At 28.2% G+C, this 24573-nt stretch carries 24 protein-coding genes; 21 read left to right on the top strand and 3 right to left on the bottom strand.

Going from position 1 to position 24573, the window contains the following annotated elements:
* From ACN6I1_RS08420 to fsa, 12 genes are all read left to right on the top strand, one after another.
* Entirely contained in the window at positions 1 to 312 is a 312-nt protein-coding gene (locus tag ACN6I1_RS08420; protein WP_419741602.1) for a hypothetical protein, read from the top strand.
* 11 nt (positions 313 to 323) lie between these two features.
* The gene (locus ACN6I1_RS08415) at positions 324 to 674 is read left to right on the top strand and encodes a BMC domain-containing protein (RefSeq protein ID WP_021431054.1); all 351 of its coding nucleotides are present in this window, start codon (positions 324 to 326) and stop codon (positions 672 to 674) included.
* Positions 675 to 689: 15 nt separating this feature from the next.
* Positions 690 to 968 (top strand): BMC domain-containing protein, encoded by a 279-nt coding sequence (locus tag ACN6I1_RS08410; RefSeq protein WP_270659173.1) that lies wholly within the window; start codon positions 690 to 692, stop codon positions 966 to 968.
* A 4-nt stretch (positions 969 to 972) separates the two neighbouring features.
* On the top strand, positions 973 to 1365 hold the full coding sequence (locus ACN6I1_RS08405; protein ID WP_220795876.1) for a hypothetical protein: 393 nt from the start codon (positions 973 to 975) through the stop codon (positions 1363 to 1365).
* A 2-nt stretch (positions 1366 to 1367) separates the two neighbouring features.
* Positions 1368 to 1640, top strand: coding sequence for a EutN/CcmL family microcompartment protein (locus ACN6I1_RS08400; protein ID WP_220795875.1), 273 nt, complete (start codon positions 1368 to 1370; stop codon positions 1638 to 1640).
* A 2-nt stretch (positions 1641 to 1642) separates the two neighbouring features.
* Positions 1643 to 3448, top strand: coding sequence for an adenine deaminase (ade, locus tag ACN6I1_RS08395; RefSeq protein ID WP_419741601.1), 1806 nt, complete (start codon positions 1643 to 1645; stop codon positions 3446 to 3448).
* 268 nt (positions 3449 to 3716) lie between these two features.
* A complete protein-coding gene (locus ACN6I1_RS08390; RefSeq protein ID WP_419741600.1) occupies positions 3717 to 4199 on the top strand; it encodes a prolyl-tRNA synthetase associated domain-containing protein in 483 nt (160 codons plus the stop codon).
* A 224-nt stretch (positions 4200 to 4423) separates the two neighbouring features.
* Complete coding sequence (locus ACN6I1_RS08385) at positions 4424 to 5449, top strand: LacI family DNA-binding transcriptional regulator (RefSeq protein WP_419741599.1); 1026 nt, start codon at positions 4424 to 4426, stop codon at positions 5447 to 5449.
* Positions 5450 to 5627: 178 nt separating this feature from the next.
* Positions 5628 to 6461, top strand: coding sequence for an MIP/aquaporin family protein (locus tag ACN6I1_RS08380; RefSeq protein WP_419741598.1), 834 nt, complete (start codon positions 5628 to 5630; stop codon positions 6459 to 6461).
* Between the two features lie 84 nt (positions 6462 to 6545).
* A complete protein-coding gene (gene rbsK, locus ACN6I1_RS08375; protein ID WP_419741597.1) occupies positions 6546 to 7454 on the top strand; it encodes a ribokinase in 909 nt (302 codons plus the stop codon).
* 41 nt (positions 7455 to 7495) lie between these two features.
* Entirely contained in the window at positions 7496 to 7891 is a 396-nt protein-coding gene (gene rbsD / locus ACN6I1_RS08370; RefSeq protein ID WP_419741596.1) for a D-ribose pyranase, read from the top strand.
* Positions 7892 to 7919: 28 nt separating this feature from the next.
* On the top strand, positions 7920 to 8561 hold the full coding sequence (fsa, locus tag ACN6I1_RS08365) for a fructose-6-phosphate aldolase (RefSeq protein ID WP_419741595.1): 642 nt from the start codon (positions 7920 to 7922) through the stop codon (positions 8559 to 8561).
* A 34-nt stretch (positions 8562 to 8595) separates the two neighbouring features.
* On the opposite strand, the gene ACN6I1_RS08360 is transcribed toward fsa, so the two are convergent.
* On the bottom strand, positions 8596 to 9315 hold the full coding sequence (locus ACN6I1_RS08360) for a glycosyltransferase family A protein (protein ID WP_419741594.1): 720 nt from the start codon (positions 9313 to 9315) through the stop codon (positions 8596 to 8598).
* A 400-nt stretch (positions 9316 to 9715) separates the two neighbouring features.
* Between ACN6I1_RS08360 and ACN6I1_RS08355 the strand changes: the two genes are divergently transcribed.
* Both ACN6I1_RS08355 and ACN6I1_RS08350 read left to right on the top strand, forming a co-directional pair.
* Positions 9716 to 11161 carry a DEAD/DEAH box helicase gene (locus ACN6I1_RS08355; RefSeq protein WP_021433293.1) on the top strand — a complete coding sequence of 482 codons (1446 nt, stop codon included), beginning with the start codon at positions 9716 to 9718 and terminating at the stop codon, positions 11159 to 11161.
* Positions 11162 to 11259: 98 nt separating this feature from the next.
* Entirely contained in the window at positions 11260 to 11733 is a 474-nt protein-coding gene (locus tag ACN6I1_RS08350) for a hypothetical protein (protein ID WP_220795867.1), read from the top strand.
* A gap of 99 nt (positions 11734 to 11832) precedes the next feature.
* Here ACN6I1_RS08350 and ACN6I1_RS08345 read toward each other — a convergent pair whose 3' ends face one another.
* Complete coding sequence (locus tag ACN6I1_RS08345; protein WP_021433291.1) at positions 11833 to 12507, bottom strand: hypothetical protein; 675 nt, start codon at positions 12505 to 12507, stop codon at positions 11833 to 11835.
* 303 nt (positions 12508 to 12810) lie between these two features.
* Between ACN6I1_RS08345 and glpT the strand changes: the two genes are divergently transcribed.
* The 4 genes from glpT to ACN6I1_RS08325 all read left to right on the top strand — a co-directional run bounded on the left by glpT (position 12811) and on the right by ACN6I1_RS08325 (position 17881).
* Positions 12811 to 14139 (top strand): glycerol-3-phosphate transporter, encoded by a 1329-nt coding sequence (gene glpT, locus ACN6I1_RS08340; RefSeq protein ID WP_419741593.1) that lies wholly within the window; start codon positions 12811 to 12813, stop codon positions 14137 to 14139.
* Between the two features lie 180 nt (positions 14140 to 14319).
* Positions 14320 to 14946 (top strand): TetR/AcrR family transcriptional regulator, encoded by a 627-nt coding sequence (locus ACN6I1_RS08335; RefSeq protein ID WP_419741592.1) that lies wholly within the window; start codon positions 14320 to 14322, stop codon positions 14944 to 14946.
* Complete coding sequence (locus tag ACN6I1_RS08330; RefSeq protein WP_021431037.1) at positions 14946 to 15644, top strand: ABC transporter ATP-binding protein; 699 nt, start codon at positions 14946 to 14948, stop codon at positions 15642 to 15644. The genes ACN6I1_RS08335 and ACN6I1_RS08330 overlap by 1 nt, the downstream gene beginning before the upstream one ends.
* On the top strand, positions 15644 to 17881 hold the full coding sequence (locus tag ACN6I1_RS08325) for an FtsX-like permease family protein (RefSeq protein ID WP_419741591.1): 2238 nt from the start codon (positions 15644 to 15646) through the stop codon (positions 17879 to 17881). Before ACN6I1_RS08330 ends, ACN6I1_RS08325 begins: the two co-directional genes overlap by 1 nt.
* A gap of 46 nt (positions 17882 to 17927) precedes the next feature.
* Here ACN6I1_RS08325 and ACN6I1_RS08320 read toward each other — a convergent pair whose 3' ends face one another.
* Complete coding sequence (locus ACN6I1_RS08320; protein WP_419741590.1) at positions 17928 to 18791, bottom strand: YitT family protein; 864 nt, start codon at positions 18789 to 18791, stop codon at positions 17928 to 17930.
* A gap of 209 nt (positions 18792 to 19000) precedes the next feature.
* On the opposite strand from ACN6I1_RS08320, the gene ACN6I1_RS08315 reads away from it, so the two are divergent.
* The 3 genes from ACN6I1_RS08315 (at position 19001) to ACN6I1_RS08305 (ending at position 24564) form a co-directional block, all read left to right on the top strand.
* A complete protein-coding gene (locus ACN6I1_RS08315; RefSeq protein ID WP_419741589.1) occupies positions 19001 to 19309 on the top strand; it encodes a hypothetical protein in 309 nt (102 codons plus the stop codon).
* Positions 19310 to 19569: 260 nt separating this feature from the next.
* The gene (locus tag ACN6I1_RS08310) at positions 19570 to 22065 is read left to right on the top strand and encodes a GH39 family glycosyl hydrolase (RefSeq protein WP_419741588.1); all 2496 of its coding nucleotides are present in this window, start codon (positions 19570 to 19572) and stop codon (positions 22063 to 22065) included.
* Positions 22066 to 22320: 255 nt separating this feature from the next.
* Positions 22321 to 24564, top strand: coding sequence for a glycoside hydrolase family 3 C-terminal domain-containing protein (locus ACN6I1_RS08305; protein WP_419741587.1), 2244 nt, complete (start codon positions 22321 to 22323; stop codon positions 24562 to 24564).
* Positions 24565 to 24573 lie beyond the last annotated feature (9 nt).

Here is a 24573-nt window from a genome sequence, read left to right as displayed (position 1 = left end):
GTGGCAGATTTATTGACAAAAGTTGTTATGAAGAATATATCAAATAAAGCACTTAATAAAAAAATATGTAAAAAAGAAGAAAATAAAAAAATTGAAAATATAAATTGTAAAGAAGTAGAAATTTTAAAAAGTATATTATACAAGAATAGTAAAAAAAATAATTTAAATAATCTTAATAATGAAAAGCATATAAATAAAGAAATGAAATTTAAATCATTAAAAGATTTAAATCACAATAGAGTTGTAGATAAAAATATAAATACAAATAATAAATGTAAAAATATGATTAGTTTAAAAGATTTAGCTAAATAAGGGGGGATAATATGAGAAAAGCCCTAGGGATGATTGAAGCTGTAGGACTTACTACAGCGATAGCAGCTCTTGATGCTGCAAGCAAAGCAGCGGATATTACGCTAGTAGGATATGATAAAGTAATAGGTGTTGAAAAAGCGGTTAGTGTAACCATACATATAGCTGGGGAGGTTGCAGCAGTAAATGCCGCTATCGATGCGGGTGTTGAGGCAGGAAACAAAGTTGGAAAAATTGTTTCAAGTAAAACAATAGCAAGACCTCATGAAGAAATTGATGTTTTAATCAAAGAATTTGAAAAAAATCTTAAAGTAAAAAATATTAATAAAAAAGTAATAGAAAATAAAAGCGAAGAAAATAATTGATAACGGGAGGAATTTATTATGGGTCAAGCGCTAGGAATGATAGAAACTAAAGGTTTGGTAGGTGCAGTAGAAGCTGCAGATGCTATGGTTAAATCAGCTAATGTAACTTTAATGGGATATGAAAAAATAGGATTTGGATTAGTAACTGTTATGGTAAGTGGAGATGTAGGTGCAGTTAAAGCTGCTGTAGATGCTGGAGCAGAAGCAGCAAGAAATGTAGGTGAACTTCACTCAGTACATGTTATCCCAAGACCACACTCAGAAGTTGAAAGAGTAATTTTAAGCAGAGATTAAATAGATGAAAGAAAAAATTGATTTCACAAAAAATATATTAAATAAAATAAGTAAAAACATAAAAAAAGATAATAAAAAAGAATCTAGTAATTGCAAAACTCTTATATCAAATAATAAATTTAATTCTATAGACGACAATTCATATGTAATGATACCTACAAATCACAAGAATATAAAAGAAATTCTTGATCTCTTAAATAACAATCATACTAAATATAAAAATGAAATAATTAATTATGAAAATAATAAAGATGAAGTAAAGAAGGAAATAATAACATTAAATGATATTATGAATTTAAATAAAGGAAGTATAAGTATATCTAAGGATACTATAATAACTCCAATGGCAAAAGATTATATAAAACAAAAGAAAATAAAAATTGAAATAGGGGGATAAAAATGCAAATAGGGAAAGTTATAGGAACTGTAGTTGCGACTAAAAAAGACGATTCATTGGTAGGAAGTAAATTAATGATAACTCAGCCATTGAACTTAAAAAATGAAATAGATGGAAAACCACTAATAGCTGTAGACACAGTAGGAGCTGGAATTGGAGAACTTGTAATATATACAGAAGGTGCAGCGGCTAGAAATGCAACAAAAAAACTACAATCATCAATAAATGCAGCTATTATAGGCATAGTGGATAATATAGATGTTTGGGAGGATTAAAATTGAAATATATAAAACAAGCAATAGAGTACAAGGAGTTAATAGATACACTTATGAGTAATAAACACCATGCAGATATTGTTCTGTATGGTGGGAATATTATAAATGTACTGACTAAAGAGATATATACAGGAGATATAGCTATAAAAGGAAAATACATATTAATGGTGGGCGATTGTGAGAGTTTAATAGGTGAAAATACTATAGTAGTAGATGTTCGCGGTAAGTACTTATCTCCTGGATTTATAGATTCACACATGCATTTTGAAAGTAGCATGCTAACAGTTACTGAATTTTCTAGGTTTTCTATACCATCAGGAACTACAACTTTAATAGCAGATCCTCATGAAATAGGAAATGCCTTAGGGACTGTTGGAATGAAAGCTATGGCAGATGAAGCAAGTTATGTTCCAAACTATGTAAGATTTGTAGTACCTGCTCTAACTCCAGATTGTCCTAGTCTTGAAACAGCTGGGGTTGATGTTAACTCTAAAGATATGGAAGATTTATTAAACTATAAAAATATAATAGGAATAGGAGAACTTCAAGGATTTAGTAATGCAAAACATGTATATAAAAATACTCCGGAAATAATAACAGATTTATTAGCATCGACTACTTATGCTAAAAGTATAGGGAAAATAGTAGATGGTAATGCTCCGGAATTGTTCTCGAATGAACTTGCTGCACATATAGTGTGTACTGGTGGAAAATGTTCTTGTCATGAAACAACTACTAAATCCGAATGTATAGAAAAGTTAAGACAAGGGGTTTATGTATTCATGAGAGAGGGATCCACTCAAAAGAATATGGGGGAATGTATAAAAGCAATAACAGAAGAACATTTGGATTCAAGAAGATGTATATTAGCTACAGATGATATGGTGGCAAAAGATTTACAAGAATTAGGGCATATGAATGAAATAATAAAAAGAACTATAAGAGAGGGTGTAAGCCATGTTGAAGCTATACAAATGGCGACAATAAATCCTGCAACTTATTTTAACTTAGAGGATAGAGGTGTACTAGCTCCATCAAAAGTTGCTGATATTGCAATAATAAATGACTTGAATGATATGGACATAGAAGCGGTTTTTATAGAAGGAAAGCTTGTAGCTTCTAATAAAAAACTATTGATAGACTTGCCTAAATATACTTATCCTAATAGTGTGAAAAATTCTGTTAAAATAGGTAAAATAAATGAAAAAGATATAGAAATTATAAGCAATGAAAAAGAAGTTGTTGCGAGATGTATAAAAGCAATACCTGATCAAAATTTGACTGAGTGTATGGAAGTTAAATTGAAAACTAAAAATAACGTAGTAGAAGCAGATATAACTAATGATATTTTACATATTGCATGTATTGAAAGATATGGGAGAAACAATAATATAGGTAAAGCTTTTGTTAATGGTTTTGGGCTTGAAAAGGGTGCATTTGCAGAGAGTATAGCTCATGATACTCACAATATAACTGTTGTTGGAACTAATATAAACGATATGGTAGTTGCAGTTAACAAGGTAATAGAGATGGGCGGAGGTATTGCCGTTGTTAATAATGGGCGAGTATTAGAAGAACTAAGATTAAATGTAGGAGGACTTATTACAGATGAACTTACAGGAAGTGAAGTAAGTGAAAAAATAGATTTACTAGAAAATGTAGTAAGTAAAGATTTAGGTGGAAATTTACATGCTCCATTTATGCATTTATCCTTCTTAGCTTTATCCACTAGCCCTAAATGGAAAATTACTGATAAGGGATTAATAGATGTAAATAATTTTGAAGTTTTAAGTCCAATAGTTAATTAGTAAAAAATCCTAACTATAAAAATTAGTTAGGATTTTTTGAGTATTTAATTATTTTGACAATTTAGATTAAAAATTAAACAATTTAAATTTTATATATCCACATTGTAGTTGTGATGGACTAAACTCGATAGAGTTTTTTGCAATTGCTACATTAAGAGGAGATTGTCAAGTGAATTTGATTTCAGCTGAATGTTATTAATTTAGGCAGTTTAAATAAACTAAAATGTATGTAATAATATACTTATATAAATACACCAGGGGGAAACTTATGAAAAAAGAAATATATAATAAATTAGATGAACTAGACATAAAATATAAAATTTTACAACATGATGAAGTATTTACAGCTGATGAATTTTATGCAGTCACAAAGGATATGCCAGGGCATCATTGTAAGAACTTATTTTTAAAAAACTCTAATAAAAGTATTAATTATTTAGTTGTAGCAAAACACGATAAAGCTGTAGACTTAAAAGAAATAAAATCACAAATTGGAAGTAGTAGGCTTTCATTTGATTCACCTGAAAAATTGTATGAATTAATGAAGGTAACACCTGGGAGTGTAAATCCATTTAGTATTATAAATGATGCAAATAGTGTAGTAGAAGTCATAATAGATAATGATTTACTAGATGGTCAAAATCTTAACTTTCACCCAGCTATAAATACGGAAACATTCAATATATCTGGAGATGATTTTATTAAGTTTTTAGATTATATAGATAATAATGTTGTTAAGGTTAATATATAAAATATAAAAAATTAAGTATGGATTAACCAGATAAAACTGGAAATATTAATATTAAATAATAAAATAAAAACACTTACTTATAGAAGTTACCTATTAGTAGGTGTTTTTTAGAATAGATATTTATTTTTACTAAATTAATATCTTATAATATAATATAGTAAAATAAATTATACATTAAATATAAAAATAGAAACTATTAATCTAAGGAATTGAGGAAAGATGATATGAATATAAAGACAAAAGACATAGCTAGCAAATCAGGTGTATCTATAGCTACAGTCTCTAGATATTTAAATAAATCAGGATATGTAAAACAAGAAACAAGGGAATTAATTAAGAATGCAATACAAGAAATAAAAAAACAAGAAAATATATATGAAAAAGAAAAAAATATTGCAGTAGTATTTCCAGATTTATCAAATATGTTTTTTACAGATATTCTTAAAGGATTAACTGAAGAAGCTGATAAATTAAACTATAATGTATTTTCATTTGACAGTGGTGAAAGTATTGAAAAAGAAATGAAAATAATTGATGCATTAAAAGACTTTAATATATGTGGACTGATAATTACAACAACTATAAGAAACAGAGAAACTACTAAAAAGCATGTCCAAAATCTAAATTCTTTGGGAGTGCCTATAATATTAATAGATAGAGATTTGATATTTTGTGATTTTGATGGAATATTTAGTGATAATAAAAAGGGAGCTTTTGATGGAGTAGACACTTTAATCGCTGAAGGGCATAAAAATATTGCTGTGATAACAGGGCCTTTAGATTATGAAACAGCTCAACTTAGGTTAGAAGGGTATAAGCAAGCGCATAAGGTAAATGAATTAGAAATAAATGAAAGTTATATCCACGAAGGAGATTATCAAATTGACTCGGGGTATAATCTTACGAAGAAAATAATAAATAATAATAAAGCTGTAACGGCAATATTTAGTTGTAATAATATGATGACGTTGGGCGCTATAAATGCACTAAATGAAATGGATATAAAAATAGGAGAAGATATATCTTTATTAGGATTTGATGATTTAGAATTTTTTACATATCTAGGATTAAACATTAGTGTTGTTTCTAGACAAACTTCTGAAATGGGAAAAATAGCTTTTGAAGTTTTATCAAAGAAAATTTTAGAAGAAGAACCGTACGCTACTCAAAATATAGTATTAAAACCAAGTATTGTGCTTAGAGGTTCGGAAAAGTTAAGAAATACTAATAGTAAAACAGAGGCTAAGTAGCCTCTGTTTTTTTATCTGTAAAAATATATAACTGGAACAAATATGGAAGAATATGAAAAAAATATGAAAAAATATTGAAAAAGTGAAAAAAATAGTATATTATATCAAATATAACTTGGAAAACGATATCAAGAAAAGGAATTAAAGAAAAAACAATTATAAAGGATGATGAACTAAAATGAGTGTATATTTAGCGGAATTCATAGGTGTAACAATGTTAATATTTTTTGGTTGTGGAGTTTTAGCAGGAAATTCATTAAAAACATCAGGATCATATCAAGCAGGAAATGTAGCAATAAATATTGCCTGGGGATGTACCGTTGCAATGGTTATATATTGCCTTGGGGATATAAGTGGAGCTCATATTAATCCAGCAGTTACAATTATGCAAGCAGTTAGAGGGAATTTTGAATGGAGTTTAGTTCCAGGGTATATTGTAGCTCAAATAGCTGGAGGCATGTTTGGAGGTTTATTAGTATATCTTCAATTTATTCATCATTGGGAAAAAACTGATGATCCTAAAGCTAAGTTAACTATATTTGCAACAGCACCAACTATAAGAAATAATTTAGCAAACTTCTTTAGTGAGTACATAGTAACTTTTGCATTGGTGTTTTGTATATTAGGACTGGATACAAATACATTTCCAAGTGGGTTAAAGCCTTTAGCTGTTGGGTGCTTAATATTTTTAGTAGGAACATCGTTTGGTGGAGTAACAGGAGCTGCATTAAACCCAGCTAGAGATTTAGGACCACGTTTAGCTCACTTATTACTACCAATACCAGGTAAGGGAAGCTCAGATTTTAAATATGCATGGATACCTGTGGTAGCACCTATAATGGGAGCAGTTACATCAGGGTTAATACACCTTGCTATGTATGATGGAATTGTAGATTACAGACTTTATACTATGATAGGATTGACGATAGGTACATTTGTTGGAATAAAGCTAGTTAGCAAAAATGAAAGTGAAGAAAGTACATCTAGTGAATTAATAGATGAAATTGCATAATAAAAAAGATATAATTATGTAAGATATATGTAAAAAACATGAAAATATATTACAGATTTATGACAACAAAAAGGAGAATTTAACATGAAAAAGATATGTGTAATAGGAAGTCTTAATATGGACTTAGTTGTAAATGTAGATGAGATGCCAAAGAAGGGGCAAACATTAATAGGAAGTAAATTTAAAGAAATACCAGGTGGAAAAGGTGCTAATCAAGCAGTTGCAGCATCAAGACTTGGTGGAGATGTCTACATGATAGGTAAGGTTGGAGATGATGGATTTGGACAAAGTTTATTAAAACAATTAAAGGCTGATAAAGTAAAAACTGATTATGTACAAATTGAAAAAGGACCAAGCGGGGTAGCTCTTATAACTGTAGATAAAAATGCTGAAAATTCTATAGTAGTGTCTCCAGGGGCAAACTTCGAATTAACAGAATCAGATATAGATAAATGTATAGATGGTATAAAAGAAAGTAACATAGTTGTAATACAACTTGAAACACCGATAGATACTATAAAATATGCTTTAGAAAAATCAAAAGAATTAGGAAAGTTTACAATATTAAATCCAGCACCAGCAGTTAAGCTTAGTGATGATATTATAAAAAATGTAGATTTATTAACTCCAAATGAAACAGAACTCGAAATATTAAGTGGAGTGAAAATAGAAAACGAAGATGATATAAAAAAAGCTGCTAATGTAATGATAGAAAAAGGTGTAAAACAACTTATAGTTACATTAGGATCAAAGGGAAGTCTTTATTTAGATAAGGATAAAATAGAATTTAAAAAATCATATAAAGTAGAGGCTGTAGATACAACAGCAGCAGGAGATAGTTACACAGGGGCATTATCAGTAGCATTTTCTCAAGGCAAAGATATAGATGAAGCAATGGATTTTGCATCAAAAGTAGGTGCATTATGTGTTACTAATATAGGGGCACAAACATCAATACCGAACTTATATGACGTTATGAATCATAAATTTTAGTAAAATAATTAAAAATAGTACATAAATTAAGGAGATTTAAGATGAAAAAATCAGTTTTAATAAACAGTGAAATATCATCAGTAATATCAAAAATGGGACACACAGATATGTTAACAATATGTGATAGTGGACTTCCTATACCTAAAAATGTTGAAAGAATAGATTTAGCACTAAAGCATGGTATACCAACATTTTTAGATACATTAGATACAGTACTTGAAGAATTAAAAGTAGAAGAAGTTATAATAGCTTGTGAAATGGAAGAAGTTAGTAAAAAAATTTATAAAGAAATAGAAAATAGATTTAAAGATATAAAAATAACTAAAATAGATCACGAAGAGTTTAAAGCAGTGACTAAAGATTCTATGGCTATAGTTAGAACAGGTGAATTTACACCATATGCAAATATAATATTAAAATCAGGAGTAGTATTTTAAAAACTTATAATAATTAAGGAGACATATTATGAAAATATTTATAGACACAGCAAATGTAGAAGAAATAAAAGAAGCAGCAACTTGGGGAATATTAGATGGTGTAACAACAAACCCTTCACTAATAGCTAAAGAAGGAAGAGATATAAAAGAAGTAATAAATGAAATATGTGAAATAGTTGATGGACCAATAAGTGCTGAAGTAATAAGTTTAGAGTCTGACAAAATGGTAGAAGAAGCTTTGGACTTAGTCAAGTTACATAAAAATATAGTTATAAAGCTTCCAATGTGTATAGAAGGTTTAAAGGCAGTTAAGATTCTTTCAGAAAAGAATATAAAAACTAATGTTACTTTAATATTTTCATCACAACAAGCATTACTTGCAGCAAAAGCAGGTGCTACCTATGTAAGCCCATTTGTTGGAAGATTAGACGATATAGGCGTTACAGGAGTAGATCTTATAAGTGATATAGCTAATATATTTGAGGTACACAGTATTAACACTGAAATAATATCAGCAAGTATAAGAAACCCAATACATGTATCAGAATGTGCTATGGCTGGTTCTGATATAGCTACTATACCATTTAATGTATTAAAGCAAATGGCAAAGCATCCATTAACAGATATAGGAATAGAAAAGTTTATAGATGATTATAAAAATATGTTATAAGATAAGGAGGAACGAATAGTTCCTCCTTTTTGTTTTACATTAATTTAAAATCTTTTAAAGCTTTATATTTTAAATCTTCAGGAGTTCTAGGAATTCCTTGGTATGCAGATAAAGAATTTAAAATATTTGTCCCGTGTATTAAAACCATAACATATTCATGTAAAAGATATTCATGAGTTAAATGGACTACTGAACCATGATCTGCGTATTTATAACGAAATCCATTAATATATGAATTAACATCATATATTAATGCATATAAACCACAATGATAATCAGGAGTGGTAAAGGAAAGCATAGTATCAGTTGAAATATCATAAATATAAACATTTCTATTTATAATACATTGAGTATCTGGTTTAGCTTCAAAGTCTATTATTTTTTGAAGATATTCAGGGTGCATTAAATTATCAGAATCAAAAGGAACTAAATATAAATAGTCATATCCAACTATGGATTTTTTCACAAAGTCATCTTCACATATTTGTTCAAATCCAATAGTTGAAACCATAGGTCTAAATATAATATTAGCAGCAAGTTTAGGGTATTTAGATAGAGCGTTTAAAACTAAATCCTGGCTGTTTATATCATAATATATTAAGGCTAAAAAATTTTGATAAGTCTGATTAATTAAACTAAAATAAGTGTATTTTATAAATAAATCAATCCTATAATCTATCCATTCTTTTGTTAATCTATTTTTTGATAAATCCATTGTGTTAAAATTTATAGTAACAATTAACTTTTTTTTCAATTAAATTAACCTCCAGGGGATTAAACATAATTAAAAACTTTCAATTAAAAACTAGCTATATAAATTTTATAACATTAAGCTAGTCTATAATCATAATATGATTTATATTCTAAATAAGTTACATATTCTTTTAGAGATTATTGCATTTGTAAAAAACTAACCGTTTTAATGTTGAATAAGTTATAATATGTTGGAATTCTGGTTAATTTATAAATTATAGAGCTAAGAATTATTTACAAAAAATACATTTTTTAATAGATTTTATTAAGTATTAAATATATAATTAGGAGAAGTATGATTTTTGTGATATATTAAGTATTACGGAAAATAAGGAATATAGAAAAATAGAAGTATAATACTATATAAAAATACTAAAATGACATAAAGGAAGAACACATAAATGACAAATATAAACTTTAAAGATTACAAACTAAGCAATGAAATATTAAAATCACTTAATATGCTAAACTATAAGACACCAACCAAAGTTCAGCAAGAGGTAATACCAGTTGCACTAGAAAATAAAGATGTATTAGTAAAATCACAAACAGGAAGTGGTAAAACAGCAACATTTGCAATACCACTATGTGAGTTAGTTGATTGGGACGAAAACAAACCACAAGCATTAATACTTACACCGACAAGAGAGCTTGCAATACAAGTTAAGGAAGATGTATTTAACATAGGAAGATTTAAAAGAATAAAAGTGCCAGCACTTTATGGTAAATCATCTTTTTCATTACAAGCAAAAGAGTTAAAACAAAAGACTCATATAGTAGTAGGAACTCCAGGTAGAACAATAGACCATATAAAAGAAGGCAACTTTATAACTGATAACATAAAATATCTTGTACTAGATGAAGCTGATGAGATGCTTAGTATGGGATTTTTAGAACAAGTAGAAGAGATAATTTCATTACTACCTAAGAATCGTGTGACTATGCTATTTTCAGCAACTATGCCAGATGATATAAATAGATTATCAAAAAAATATATGAAAAATCATGTGACAATAGAAATTGAAGCAAAAACATTAACTGTTGATAGAATACAACAAGATGGATATAACATAGAAGAAACAGGAAAATTAAATTTATTAAAAGATGTAACAACAATAGAAAACCCAGATAGCTGTGTTATTTTTTGTAATACACAAGTTAAGGTAGAGTCTTTATACAATGAATTAAGAAAACTTAAATATCCATGTGATAAAATACATGGAGGAATGGAACAAGATGAGAGAATTAAAGTAATGAATAACTTTAAAAAAGGATATTTTAGATACTTAATAGCAACAGATGTAGCGGCTAGAGGTATAGATATAGATAATATCACTCATGTAATAAATTATGATGTACCTGTTTTAAGAGAAAGCTATGTTCATAGAATAGGTAGAACAGGTCGTGCAGGTAAAGAGGGAAGAGCTATTACTTTTGTTATGAAATCTGATGAAAGACGTATGTTTGAGATATACTCTTATACAGGTAAGGAATTAACAATGAAAATGAAACCAAGTAAAAGACTTGTAATGAGTTTGAAGCCTGAATTTGACAAAAAATTAGAGCAAAGACAAAAAGTTAAAGAAGACAAAGGTGCTAATCTAAGCCAAGAAATAATGAAGATTCATATAAATGCGGGTAAAAAAACTAAGATGAGACCTGTTGATATAGTAGGTACACTTTGTAGCATCGAAGGTATGAACGCAGAAGACATTGGAGTTATAAGTGTACTTGATATATCTACTTATGTTGAAATATTAAACAACAAAGGTGAGATGGTGTTAAAAGCACTACAAACTAAAAATATAAAAGGTAGACCAAGAAAAGTAACTAGAGCAGATATGTAATTTGAAAAATAAATTGCTTCGAATAAATAAGAACCATTGTTTGAAATTTTCATATGATATATAGAACAATATTTATATCATAAAAAGGAGAATCAACAATGGAAAGAAATTATTGGCAAGAATATTGGGATAATTATTGGAAGTTTATGGCTGTATATCTTAGAGAGTTACAAAATGTACGACCTGATGTGGATATTAAAAATGAATACTTAGAAGTTGCTAGTTTACTTGAGCCTTCTATGAATTTTGAAAATTACGAGGTTTACGATGATAATAGCGATTTAGAGATAGATACAGAAGTAGATTTTATTATGCCTGATCCAGCGCAATCACCTGAAACTTTTATATCACCTGAGGGAGGGCAGTTTACTATAGGTAATTGTAGAAGGATGGCAATAGTTAGAATAGTAATGAGAAGAGGATTTAATCCTTCTAATTTCTTTATGATAGTGGATAGAAGTGATCGTAGGAGCATTCAAGGATTTAGAATAGCTTGTCAATCTGGTAATATTAGATTTGTACCAATGGCTGTAGAATATAGAAATATAAACTTTATAGAATGCGCATTTTAATTTAAAAATAATAAGAGGTATCCAGTAGATATGCATATGCAATTCTTGGGGTACCTCTTATTATTTTGATTGAAATTGATAAATTACGAAAATTATATACTAATGAGAATTTGCATTTTCCCTATAAGAAGTCATAACATCTTTAAATAACTCAGCAACAGAAGGTGGAGTCCAAGTGATTGCATTTGCCCCAGCGGCTATTGTTTTTCTTATACTTTCATCAGTTGGACCACCTGTCGCTATTATTGGAAAATCAGGATAAGATTCTCTAATTTTTGCAACTATTCTAGGAGTGTCAGAAGAAGCTGAAACATTAAAAATAGTTGCTCCAGCATCTATTCTTTCCTGAATGTTTGTATCATCGTTTACAATAGTAACAACAACAGGTATATCTAGTGCATTAGATAAAGCTCTAACTACACCGTTTGTTGTAGGAGCATTAACAACGACACCAATGGCACCTTGTAATTCAGCGTTAGTGCCTAACATTATTGAGCGTATTCCTTTTGTAAGACCGCCGCCAACTCCTGCGAAAACAGGGATATCAGAAGCCATAATAATAGATTGTGTAATTATTGGCTGAGGAGTAAATGGATATACAGCTATTACTGCGTCCGCATTTACATTTTTTATAATAGCCAAGTCAGTTGAAAAAACAAGTGATTTTATTCGTTTTCCAAAAATATTTATACCACTACATTCTCTAATAACCTCAGGAACACGTAAAAACGATTTTCTAAGTGTACCATCTATGGATTTTGGTCGTTGCTTCATAGATAAAAGCCTCCTTAATAATTTAAATATTTTATCATTAATTATAAATTAGGTATGTTAAATTTGCTATATTTTAACGAAATAAATTTATTATGAATATTTAATATGTATATTTGTAAAAAAATGTTGAAAAACGAATCATCATGTGATACCTTTTATAGTGAGGACATAAAGTTAGAAAAATTACAATATATAACGTGCGTTAGAGAATAGGAGTCAAGCACAAGCCTTAGGATGTTACTATTTTAACAATATTAACATAGGCTTAGCTTGGCTTTTTTAGCGTAAAAAGGGGGATTTTTAATGTTAAAATTTTTAAAGCCAGCTCCATATATAAGCAGGCTGCCAGAAAAAGAAATAGATTCAGCTTATAAAAAATATCGTATCCAGATGTTTATTAGTATTTATGTAGGATACCTTATATACTATTTTGTAAGAAGTAACTTTGCTTTATCTAAAGTATATCTTTTAGAACAGGGGTTTACAAAAGTTGAGATAGGATTTGTTGCATCGGCACTTGGACTATCTTATGGTATTAGTAAATTTGTAATGGGAAATGTATCCGATAGATCTAATCCAAGATACTTCTTGGCAATAGGGCTTATATTATCAGGTGTAGTAAACTTGTTTTTACCAAATACAACTAATATTGCTTTTATGTTTGTTTTAATGTTGTTAAATGGATGGTTTCAAGGAATGGGATGGCCTCCATGTGGAAGAATAATGACTCACTGGTTTTCAGATAGTGAACGTGGTGTTAAAATGTCAATTTGGAACACTGCACATAATGTAGGTGGAGGATTTATAGCTACAATTGCATTAATTGGGGTATCACTATTTGGAACATGGAAAGGTATTTTTTACTTACCAGCAATAATAGCAATTGTAGGTGGACTAGTATATATTATATTTGCAAGAGATACTCCACAATCTGTTGGATTACCACCAATTGAAGAATTTAAAGATGATTACCCAGAGTACGAGGTTGAAGTTAAAGATGCTGAAGAAGAGCTTACTGCTAAAGAAATTTTATTTAAGTATGTATTAAACAATAAGCTTTTATGGTGTATAGCTATTGCAAACGTTTTCGTATATTTGGTTAGATATGGGGTTATAAGCTGGGTTCCTACATATTTACAAGAAGTGAGACACTTTAACCCAAAAGACTCTTCTATAGCATTTGCATTGTTTGAATATGCGGCTATACCTGGAACTATTATAGTTGGATGGATTAGTGATCATATATTCCATGGTAGACGTGCTCCAATGGGAGTTATATGTATGGTGGGGGTAGCTATAGCGACGGCTGTATATTGGAAAAGCTCAAGTCCATTTGCTATAAATTGTGCATTGGCATCAATAGGAGCATTAATTTATGGTCCTGTTATGTTAATAGGAGTAAGTGCACTAGACCTTGTACCTAAAAAAGCAGCAGGAACTGCGGCTGGGTTTACCGGTTTATTTGGCTATATGGGAGGACAAGTTTTAGCTGAACTAGCAATGGGTATAGTAGTTGATAAATTTAATTGGGATGGAGGATTTATAATGTTAATAGCATCTTCAATCTTAGCAATAGTGTTTTTATCATTTACATGGAATACTCATAATATAAAAGAAAAATCTAATGCTTAGTTATATATAAATTAAGATTTAGTAGATGTTCATAGCATAATTAAGGCTATAATCTAAAAAGATTATAGCCTTAATTTTTTTATTTTTATTAATCTACATAAAAGTTGACTAAGTTAGTCATATTCAATAATATATAAGTATGACTAACTTAGTCATACGAAGGAAGAAGGAGGAATAATATTGAATAAGACATTTGAAAATCTAAGTGAGGAAAAGAGACTTAGGATAATAAATTCGGCTATAGAAGAGTTTGCAAATAAAGGGTATAGACGTGCAACAGTAGATAACATAGTATTAAAAGCGGGTATTTCAAAAGGTTCAATATTTCAATACTTTAAAAATAAAGAAAGATTATACTTATATATTTGCAATTATCAAATAGATATAATTAAAGATGAAGCATTTAAACAAAAAGAAAATAATGAAAATGATTTTTTTGAAATATATAAACAGGCTGCACATATTAAGTTTGAAATACTTAAGAAAAATCCATATATTTTTAAATTCTTTCAAACATTGTATACAGATGATTCACAAGTAGCACAAAAATGGCTAGAAGATATGCTTAAAAATAGAAACCAAATAGTATTAAACTTTATAGGTGATTATGATAAAACAAAATTTAGAGATGATTTAAATATTGATATGGCGGTAAGGGCCATTGAACTTACATTTGATGGACTATCAATGAAATGGATGGATAAATTATCATATGAAAACTATGAAGAAGATTTAAAAAGGTTATTTGAAGAAGTAGAAGACTATATAAATTTTTATAAAAAATTATACTATAAGGGAGAAAACTAATGTTTATTAAAACTAGTAACTTATGCAAGTCATACAAAACAGAGGATATCGAAACTATAGCATTAAAAAATACAAATATATCAATTGAAAAAGGAGATATAGGAGTAATATTAGGGCCATCAGGAAGTGGAAAATCTACTTTAATGAATATTCTTGGAGGTTTAGATAAATCAGATAGTGGGGAGGCAATTGTAGATGGAGTTGATATTACTAAACTATCAGATTCTGAACTAGTAGAATATAGACGTGAAAAAACAGGATTTATATTTCAATCATACAATTTAATGCCTCATTTAACAGTATTAGAAAATATAGAAATAATAGAAAATATAAGTAAATCACCTCTTGATATTAATGAAGTGCTAGAGGCAGTAGGATTAATGAATAAAAAAAATAGATTTCCAAAAGAACTATCTGGTGGGGAGCAACAACGTGTTGCAATTGCTAGAGCCGTAATAAAAAATCCAGCGATATTATTTTGTGATGAACTAACAGGTGCACTAGATTATAAGTCTGCAATAGATGTACTTTCTCTTATACAAGATATAAATAGAAAATTCAATACTACAATTTTAATAATCACACATAACGCTTCAATAAGTGCTATGGCAAATAAAATATATAAATTTAGAAGTGGTGAGGTTACGGATTCTATTACTAACAACAACCCGGCTGATGCGAGGGAGGTTCAGTGGTAATGAAGCTAAATAAAAGCATATTACGTGTAATGAAAGAAAATATGGGAAAATACTTAGGTATGCTGTATATGTTAATACTATCGGTTTTTTTATTTGTTGCACTGAACCTTACAGCTCAAAACTTAAGATATAATAAAGATGAATATGTAACAAAAAATGTTCAAGAAGACTTAGAATTTTATACTTTAAACCAAATTAATGATATAAACAAGTTGGAAGATAAGTTTAATTTAAAAATGGATGAAACAATTGTAAAAGAGTATAAAGAAAATGGGAAAACATTAAGATTATTCACTCCAAATGAAAAAGTAAATACTACTGCAGTTTTAGAAGGTTCTATGCCAAAGGTTGGAGAAATAGCCTTAGATCCTCAGTTTGCTAAATCAAATAAATTAAATATTGGAGATAATTATCGAATAGGAGATTCTTATTATAAAATTTCAGGATTTATTGGGATACCAAATTATGCTTATATACTTGAAAAAGAAGGCGATATTATAAATAATCCAAATAAATTTGGGATAGGTATAATAAATGAAAAGGATATTCAAAATGGTACATATTTATATTCAGTAAAATACAACAATGAAAATCAAAATATATATGACATATCTAAAAACTTAAAAACTTACTTGAATGAAGATGGAGTAAATATAATTGACTGGGTATATGCTAAAAATAACTTAAAGATATCAGTATTAGATATAGAAGTTATTGCCATAAGTACATACTCAATTGTGCTACCTACAATAATATTACTTATAACAGTTGTGTTAATAAGCATTGTTTTAGGAAGAATGATAAAAAATGAAATGGCAGGTATTGGTACATTATATGCATTGGGGTATAGAAAAAAAGAAATAATGAGGCACTATCTAAACTACCCTATAATACTTTCGTTAACTGGTGGGGTGATTGGAGGTACAATTGGACTTATAGTACAAAAATATATATTTGACTTATTTCTTGAATTTTTCCCAATACCAGTTGAAAAATTATCGTATAGCCCTGTGTATTTCATATTAGGAATAATTTTATGCGTATTGTTTACTGTTGTAGGAAGTTACATATCTATTAATAAGATATTGAAATCATCACCAGTATTATTAATGAACAATGAAATTAAGAGTAAAAAAGTAAATAAAATTGAAAGAAAAATCAACTTAAGTAAATTCAGATTTAAGACAAAGTTTGCTATAAGAGAACAATTACGCTCAATACCTAGATTAGTATTTTTGGTAACTGGAGTTGCTATAGCTACGGTATTTTTGATGTATGGATTTATTGCTAAATGTTCAATGGATTATGCAATTAATCAAGATAGTAATGATGTGTTTAGCTACAACTATGAATATTTATTGAAACAGCCTACAACAGATAAACCTCCTTTAGGTTCAGAGGAGATATCGGGAATTAGATTTGCAATCGATAGTACTCTAAAAGATAAATTTGAGTTATTAGGAGTAAGTAAAAACTCACAAATGGTAAGTTTAAAAGATAAATATGGAAAAGAAATAAATATTAATGATAATAAATTTATTATTTCTTCTAAAATGGCAAAAAAATATAAATTAGATATTGGTGATAAACTATCTTTTATAAATATACTTGATGACAAAAAGTATTCTATAAAAATTACTGATATTGCCAAAACAAATTCAGGCGACTATGTATTTACTTCAATAGATAACTTCAATAAAATGATGGGACTTAAAAAAGGAGATCATAGTGCAATTATTTCAAAAACACCTATTAAATTAGATAAAGATTCAGTGTATATGGTAAATACTCCTAGTAATATGAAAGATATGCTAGCAGATTATATGGATTTAATGGAAGCATTTATATATGGAATCGCAGTTGTAGCCTTTATTATAGGTATAATTATAGTATATATAATTGCGTCTACAAGTATAGAAGAAAATAAAAATCATATAGCCCTTATGAAGGTCTTTGGGTATAAGAAAAAAGAAATAAACTCAATGATGTTAAATGGGTCAAGGATTTATGTAATAATTGGATATATTGTAGGAGTCCCTATTGGATATATTATAATAAATTTAATATTTAAAATATTTGAGGCGCTCGATATAGCACTAGAGGCTAAAATTAATTTACCCTATATACTTATAGGTTTTGTGATAATAGCTCTTACCTTTGAGATATCTAAATCTATATGTTCCAAAAAAATTGAAAAAATAGCTTTAAGTGAAGCTTTAAAAACACAAAAAGATTAATAAAAAGCCATGAAGATTAATATCTTCATGGCTTTAGTATCTTATACTAAACTTTTCTTGTAAATCCTTCTCCAAGTACTTCATAAGCGTTATTTATTATAACAAAGGCTAAAGGATCAATTTCATTAACAAGTTTTCGTAAAATAACTTCTTCGCGTCGAGAGACTACCACTAATAAAACATCTTTCTTTTGTTTGGAATATCCTCCACGACCTTCTAAAAAAGTAACTCCTCTTTCTAGATTTTTCATGATTGAATCAGAAATCTCATCTGGATTATCAGTTATAATTATAAAAGATTTAGAAAAATCAAATCCCTCAACAATGGTGTCACAAATTTTGACTGAAATGTATAAAGATATTATAGCATATAGAGCTATTTGAATATTTTTAGAAACAAGCCCTGCTAAAACTATTACTAATCCATCTATTATAAACATGAATACAGAAATAGATATAAATGGAAAAATCTTATTTAAAATAAGACAAGCAAGTTCTGTTCCGCCAGTAGATGCATCTATTCTAAACAACATTCCAAGACTTATACCAACAACTATACCACCTGCAATTGATGATAATAATATATCATTAGTTTGAAAAGCTGAAGTTAGTGGTTCTGTAACCTTTAAGAAAAATGTAAGTAATAAAATTCCTATCAAAGTTTTTATAGCATCTTTTTTACCAAGAATCTTAACTCCAAATATAAACAGAGGTATATTAAAAACTAAGTTTATAAGCCATAAAGGAGTATTAAAAATATTTTTAAGGACTATTGCAAGACCTGTAAGTCCCCCTGACGCTATCATATATGGCTCTAAGAACATATTAAGTCCGACAGACATTATAAAACATCCTAATGCTAAAATTATAAGTTCAAAAAGATACTTGTATTTCTTATCTTTTAAAATCAATTCCCATCACCATCCTTTTTAAACTTGGAAACGTTTTGATTAATTTTACAACAATTTCCACATATTTAAGTATATCATGAAATTTTGTATAAAATGCTAATATAGATAAAAATATATACGCATATGATAATTAAATGTGGAATATTTAATAATTATAAAAAAAGAAGAGATAATAAATATATAAACATAATTTTAAAAAGGAGATACATATGAAGAACTATAGTTTTAATACTCGAGAGGAACTCGTAGAATTTTTAGATAATCATAATTTTAAATATTATATCCCGAGAGTAAGTGAGTATATGAGTGCTATTAAAGATGAACTTAAGCATTATTGTGTAGAGTTATCAGATTCTAATGAAGTGGAACGTTGTTCTATTATAACTATCACAGGAGGAAGAGAGCTTAAGGAAAGTTTCTTTGATATCAATAAAGTTAATGAGTTTAAAGATAAAGCTTATAATAGGGAGTATAGAGAAAAACAATATAAAGAAGGTATTAAAAAAGGATATTTTTAAGTAACAAATAATTACATCTATAAAGTATAAAACCAAAAGGCAGAGAAATCTGTTTTTTGGTTTTATATTTTATATGAGTATTCAATATTGAAATATAAAAATACATTGATAAAGATATTAATATTTTTTATTTGATGAGAACATGCTAAACTAACTAACGTAGTATTTATGATTATAAAAATAAATAGTAATATGGTAAGATTAAATTAAACAAACTAATAGAATATAATTTTTATATCATATAAATAGTGAGGTAAATAATGAGATATATATACGAAACTATAAAGTTTAATAAATCATTACCAGTAAATATATTTATTCATGAAGTAGATGTTGTTCAAAGTCACTGGCATGAAAGTATAGAAATATTATTAGTGGCAAATGGGGAAGTAGATTTATTAGTGGATGGGAAAAAGTATAATCTACAAGAAGATGATTTAATAATAATAAACTCAAAAGAAATACATTCAATAAAGTCTGAAAAAAATAATATAGTAATAGCAATTCAAATAGACCTATCATCATTTAATGATTTATATGAAGATATTGATAGAATAAACCTAAACTGTAAATCATTTGAATATACCAAAGATGATAAAAGATTTATATTAATTAGAAAAATACTATCAGAAATAACATATAACTATTTAAAACAAAGCAACGGATATAACATAAAAATAAACTCATTGCTAAATGAGTTAGTATACATACTAATAAACAGATTTAAGAATAGTACAAAAATAAAAACAGAAAATAAAAATTATAAACATTTAGATAGGTTGAATAGAGTAATTTCACATATGCAACAAAACTATAAAGAAGATATAAGTCTAAATAGTGTATCTAGCATGGAGTACTTATCTCCTCAATATTTTAGTAAATTTTTTGAAAAACATATGGGAGTAAATTTTCTAACCTATCTTAATTCTATAAGGTTAGAACATGCAATGAAAGATTTAGTTAATACCGACTATAATATTACTGATATAGCTTTAAATAATGGTTTTGCAAATGTAAAATCATTTACAAGTTTATTTAAGAATATATACAAAGAAACACCTAGTAACTATAGGAAAAAATTTTGTAATATCAATGAAATAAAAAATAGTAAGACAGATAGAGGTATTAATTATTTAGAGTTTAATACAAATAGGCAAATAGATTTTATTTTTAAATATTTAAAAGTTCAAGAAGATACAAAAGATTTAGAAATAATAGATAAGGTTGAAAATGTTATAGATGTTGATTTAAGCAAAACTATTAATAGAATAGATCATACCTGGAAAAAACTAATAACAATAGGAAAAGCTAAAGAAGGTTTGATGAAAGATGTACAAGAACACCTAAGAGAGATTCAAAGTAAGATTGGATTTAAATACATTAGATTTCATGGAATCTTTGATGATAGTATGATGGTTTATGGTGAAGAAAATAATAAGCCTAGATTCAATTTTACATATATAGATAGACTTTTTGATTTTCTATTAAGTATAAATTTAAAGCCTTTTGTAGAACTTGGATTCATGCCATCTAAGCTTGCACTTAATATAGACAAGTCAATTTTTTATACAAAAAGTATTATTAGTGAACCTAAAGATATTAAACTATGGAATTTATTAGTTGAAAAATTTATTAGACACTGTGTAAACAAATATGGGGTTGATGAAGTTAGTTCTTGGTATTTTGAGGTTTGGAATGAGCCTGATATAGATTTAGTTTTTGGATTTGATAAAGAAGGGTATTATGATGAGTTTTTTAAAGAAACTTACAATACTATAAAGTCTGTAAATAGCAAATTTAAAGTAGGAGGCCCCTCTATATTAGGGTACAACATTTTAAACAATAATTGGTTAGAAAAACACTTGGATTATTGTATAGAAAATAATTGTAGACCAGATTTTATAACTTTCCATAGTTATCCGATAGATTACTTAGATGAAGGAATAACTGATTATTTATTAGGCAATGAGGTTAAAATATGTATTAATAAAAATGAAAATTATCTTAAATTCTTAATAAATAAAATTAAGGATACTTTGAAAAAGCTCGAATTAGAAAAAACTAGTATATATATGACAGAATGGAATTCAACCCCATCACATAGAGATTTTACTAATGACATTTTATACAAGGCTAGTTATATTACTAAAAATATTATTGAAAATTTAGATGAATTAGATGGCTTTGGATATTGGGCGGCTACTGATTTATTAGAAGAGTTTAGAATAGATGAAGATGTATTTCATGGTGGGTTAGGACTTATAGCAAACAATGGAATTAAAAAATCTGCTTTTTATGCCTATGAACTTTTAAATAAGTTAGGAAATGAATTAATAGATATTGGTGATGGGTATATTGTTACAAAAAAATATGATACCTATCAAATTATGATTTATAAATATTGTCACTTTGACAATATTTATTCTGGAGGAGATATTTCTCAAATAAGTAAAATAGATAGGTATAATGTGTTTAATAATATAGAAAAAGATATTACATTGAGGCTTGAAAATATTGAACCTGGAGAGTATTTATTTAAAGAGTATAAAATTAGTAAAGAATATGGTTCAGCTTTTGATACTTGGGTCAATATGGGGAGTCCTAAGCACTTAGATGAAGAGGATATAGCATATATAAATAATACTTCAATGATAGAAATAAAGAAGTACAACAAATTTATAAACAATAACTATATTATAAATGATAATTTAGAATCTCATGAAGTTAAATTTTATACTATGCACCTAATATATTAATACAAATCACTGCAAAGGGTTGATTTTTAATCTATTTGCAGTGATTTTTTAATGGAAAATATTTTCCTTAGATTGTTTTTTATAAAAATAAGTTAAGATTTGACCTAATATTAATTAAAAATTAAATCGAAATTTATTTTTTAAAAATATAAAATTATAAATAAGAAATATTCTAAAATTACATAATATTTTTTATGATAGTTAAAAAATAAGATTAAAAAATTATAAATTAAAAATAACAGGGGGAATTTAGCAATGAACATTAAAGAATTAATAAAACAAATGACATTAGAAGAAAAAGCATCATTATGCTCAGGTTTAAATTTCTGGAACACTAAGCCAATAGAGCGACTAAATATACCATCAATAATGATGACTGATGGACCTCATGGTCTAAGAAAGCAATCAGAAGGAGCTGACCATCTAGGGATAAATGAAAGCGTAGAGGCTACTTGCTTTCCAACCGCATCAGCACTTGCTTGTTCATTTGATAGAGATTTAGTAAAAGAGCTTGGGATGGCTATAGGAGAAGAATGTCAATCTGAGAATGTATCAATAGTATTAGGGCCAGGTACCAATATAAAAAGGTCGCCTTTGTGTGGTAGGAATTTTGAATATTATTCAGAAGATCCATATTTAAGTAGTGAAATGGCTAAGAATCAAATACAAGGGACACAAAGTCAGGGAGTTGGAACATCTTTAAAGCACTTTGCGGCTAACAACCAAGAACATAGAAGGATGACTATAGATACAATAGTTGATGAAAGGACTTTAAGAGAAATATACTTAGCAAGTTTTGAAACTGCTGTAAAAGAAGCACAGCCATGGACTGTAATGTGTGCATATAACAAGTTGAATGGAGAGTATTGCTCTGAAAACTATAGATTACTTACAGAGATTTTAAGAAATGAGTGGGGATTTGAAGGATTGGTTGTGTCTGACTGGGGTGCAGTAAATGATAGAGATAAAGGTTTATATTCAGGGCTAGAACTTCAAATGCCAGCTGACGGTGGTAAGGGAGATGCTTTAATAGTTGAAGCAGTTAAAAGCAATAGATTAAGTGAAGAAGTTTTAGACAAAGCAGTAGAAAGAATATTAAATATAACATTTAAAGCAGTAGAAAATAAAAGCGAAAATGCTATATACAGCAAAGAAAATCATCATGAATTAGCTAGAAAAATAGCTGGAGAATGCATGGTGCTTCTTAAGAACGAAGAAAAAATACTTCCTCTTAAAAAAGAAGAAAAAGTAGCGGTTATAGGTGAGCTTGCGACTAATGTTAGATACCAAGGTGGAGGAAGTTCTCATATAAATCCAACTAAAGTGGATAATATATATGAAGAAATAGTAAACTTCGCAGGATTTGAAAATGTAAGGTACGCTAGAGGCTATGATTTAAGCATAGATGATACTATTTATGAGTTAGCAGAAGAAGCTAAGAAATTGGCTATAGAAGCCGATAAAGTTATTTTATTTATTGGTCTTCCAGAAAGATATGAGTCGGAAGGATTTGATAGAACACATTTAAATATACCTGAAAATCAATATGATTTAGTAAAAAAATTGAAATGTGTAAATGAAAACATAGTAGTAGTTTTAAGTAATGGATCTCCAATAGAAATGCCTTTTGTAAGTGATGTAAAAGCAATACTTGAAGCTTACTTAACAGGGCAAGCTAGTGGTAAAGCTGTATGTGATATATTATATGGAGAGGTTAATCCAAGTGGTAAGTTAGCAGAAACATTTCCACTTAAATTATCTGATAATCCATCTTACCTAAATTTCCCGGGAGAAGTAGATAAAGTAGAATACAAAGAAGGAATATTTGTAGGATATAGATATTACGATAAAAAAGAAATGGATGTATTATTCCCATTTGGATATGGACTAAGCTATACAAACTTTGAGTATAGTAATTTAAAAATAAGTAAAAATGAAATAGATGATACTGAAAAAGTGACTGTAAGTGTAAAGATAAAAAATATAGGGGATGTGTTTGGAAAAGAAATAGTCCAGTTATACATAAGAGATAAAGAAAGTAGTGTAACAAGACCAGAAAAAGAGTTAAAAGGATTTGAAAAGGTAGGATTAGAGCCAGGAGAAGAAACAGAAGTTAAATTTACATTAAATAAGAGAAGTTTCGCATACTATAATGTTGATTTAAGTGATTGGTATGTAGAAAGTGGAGAATTTGAAATTTTAATAGGAAAGTCTTCAAGAGAAATAGTTTTAGAAGAGGTAATAACAGTAAATACTACAGCACCTATTAAAACTATTGTTAATAAAAATACAGCTTTAGGAGACATAGCGCATCTTCCTGAAGTTGAACAGATAATGAATGCAATGATACAAAGTTTAGGTGGAGATACAAGTGGCCTGGGCGAAGGTAATATGTTTGAAGAAATGATGAAGTTCATGCCGCTTAGAGCTTTAGCTACTTTTAATCCTGATGGTGGGCAACAGATGGTAGATAAAATAATTGAAAGTATAAACAAATAGCTAAAATTA

Source organism: Paraclostridium dentum, from assembly GCF_048568265.1.
In the GTDB taxonomy this organism is placed as follows: domain Bacteria; phylum Bacillota; class Clostridia; order Peptostreptococcales; family Peptostreptococcaceae; genus Paraclostridium; species Paraclostridium dentum.
This window is presented reverse-complemented; position numbering and strand designations above follow the sequence as displayed.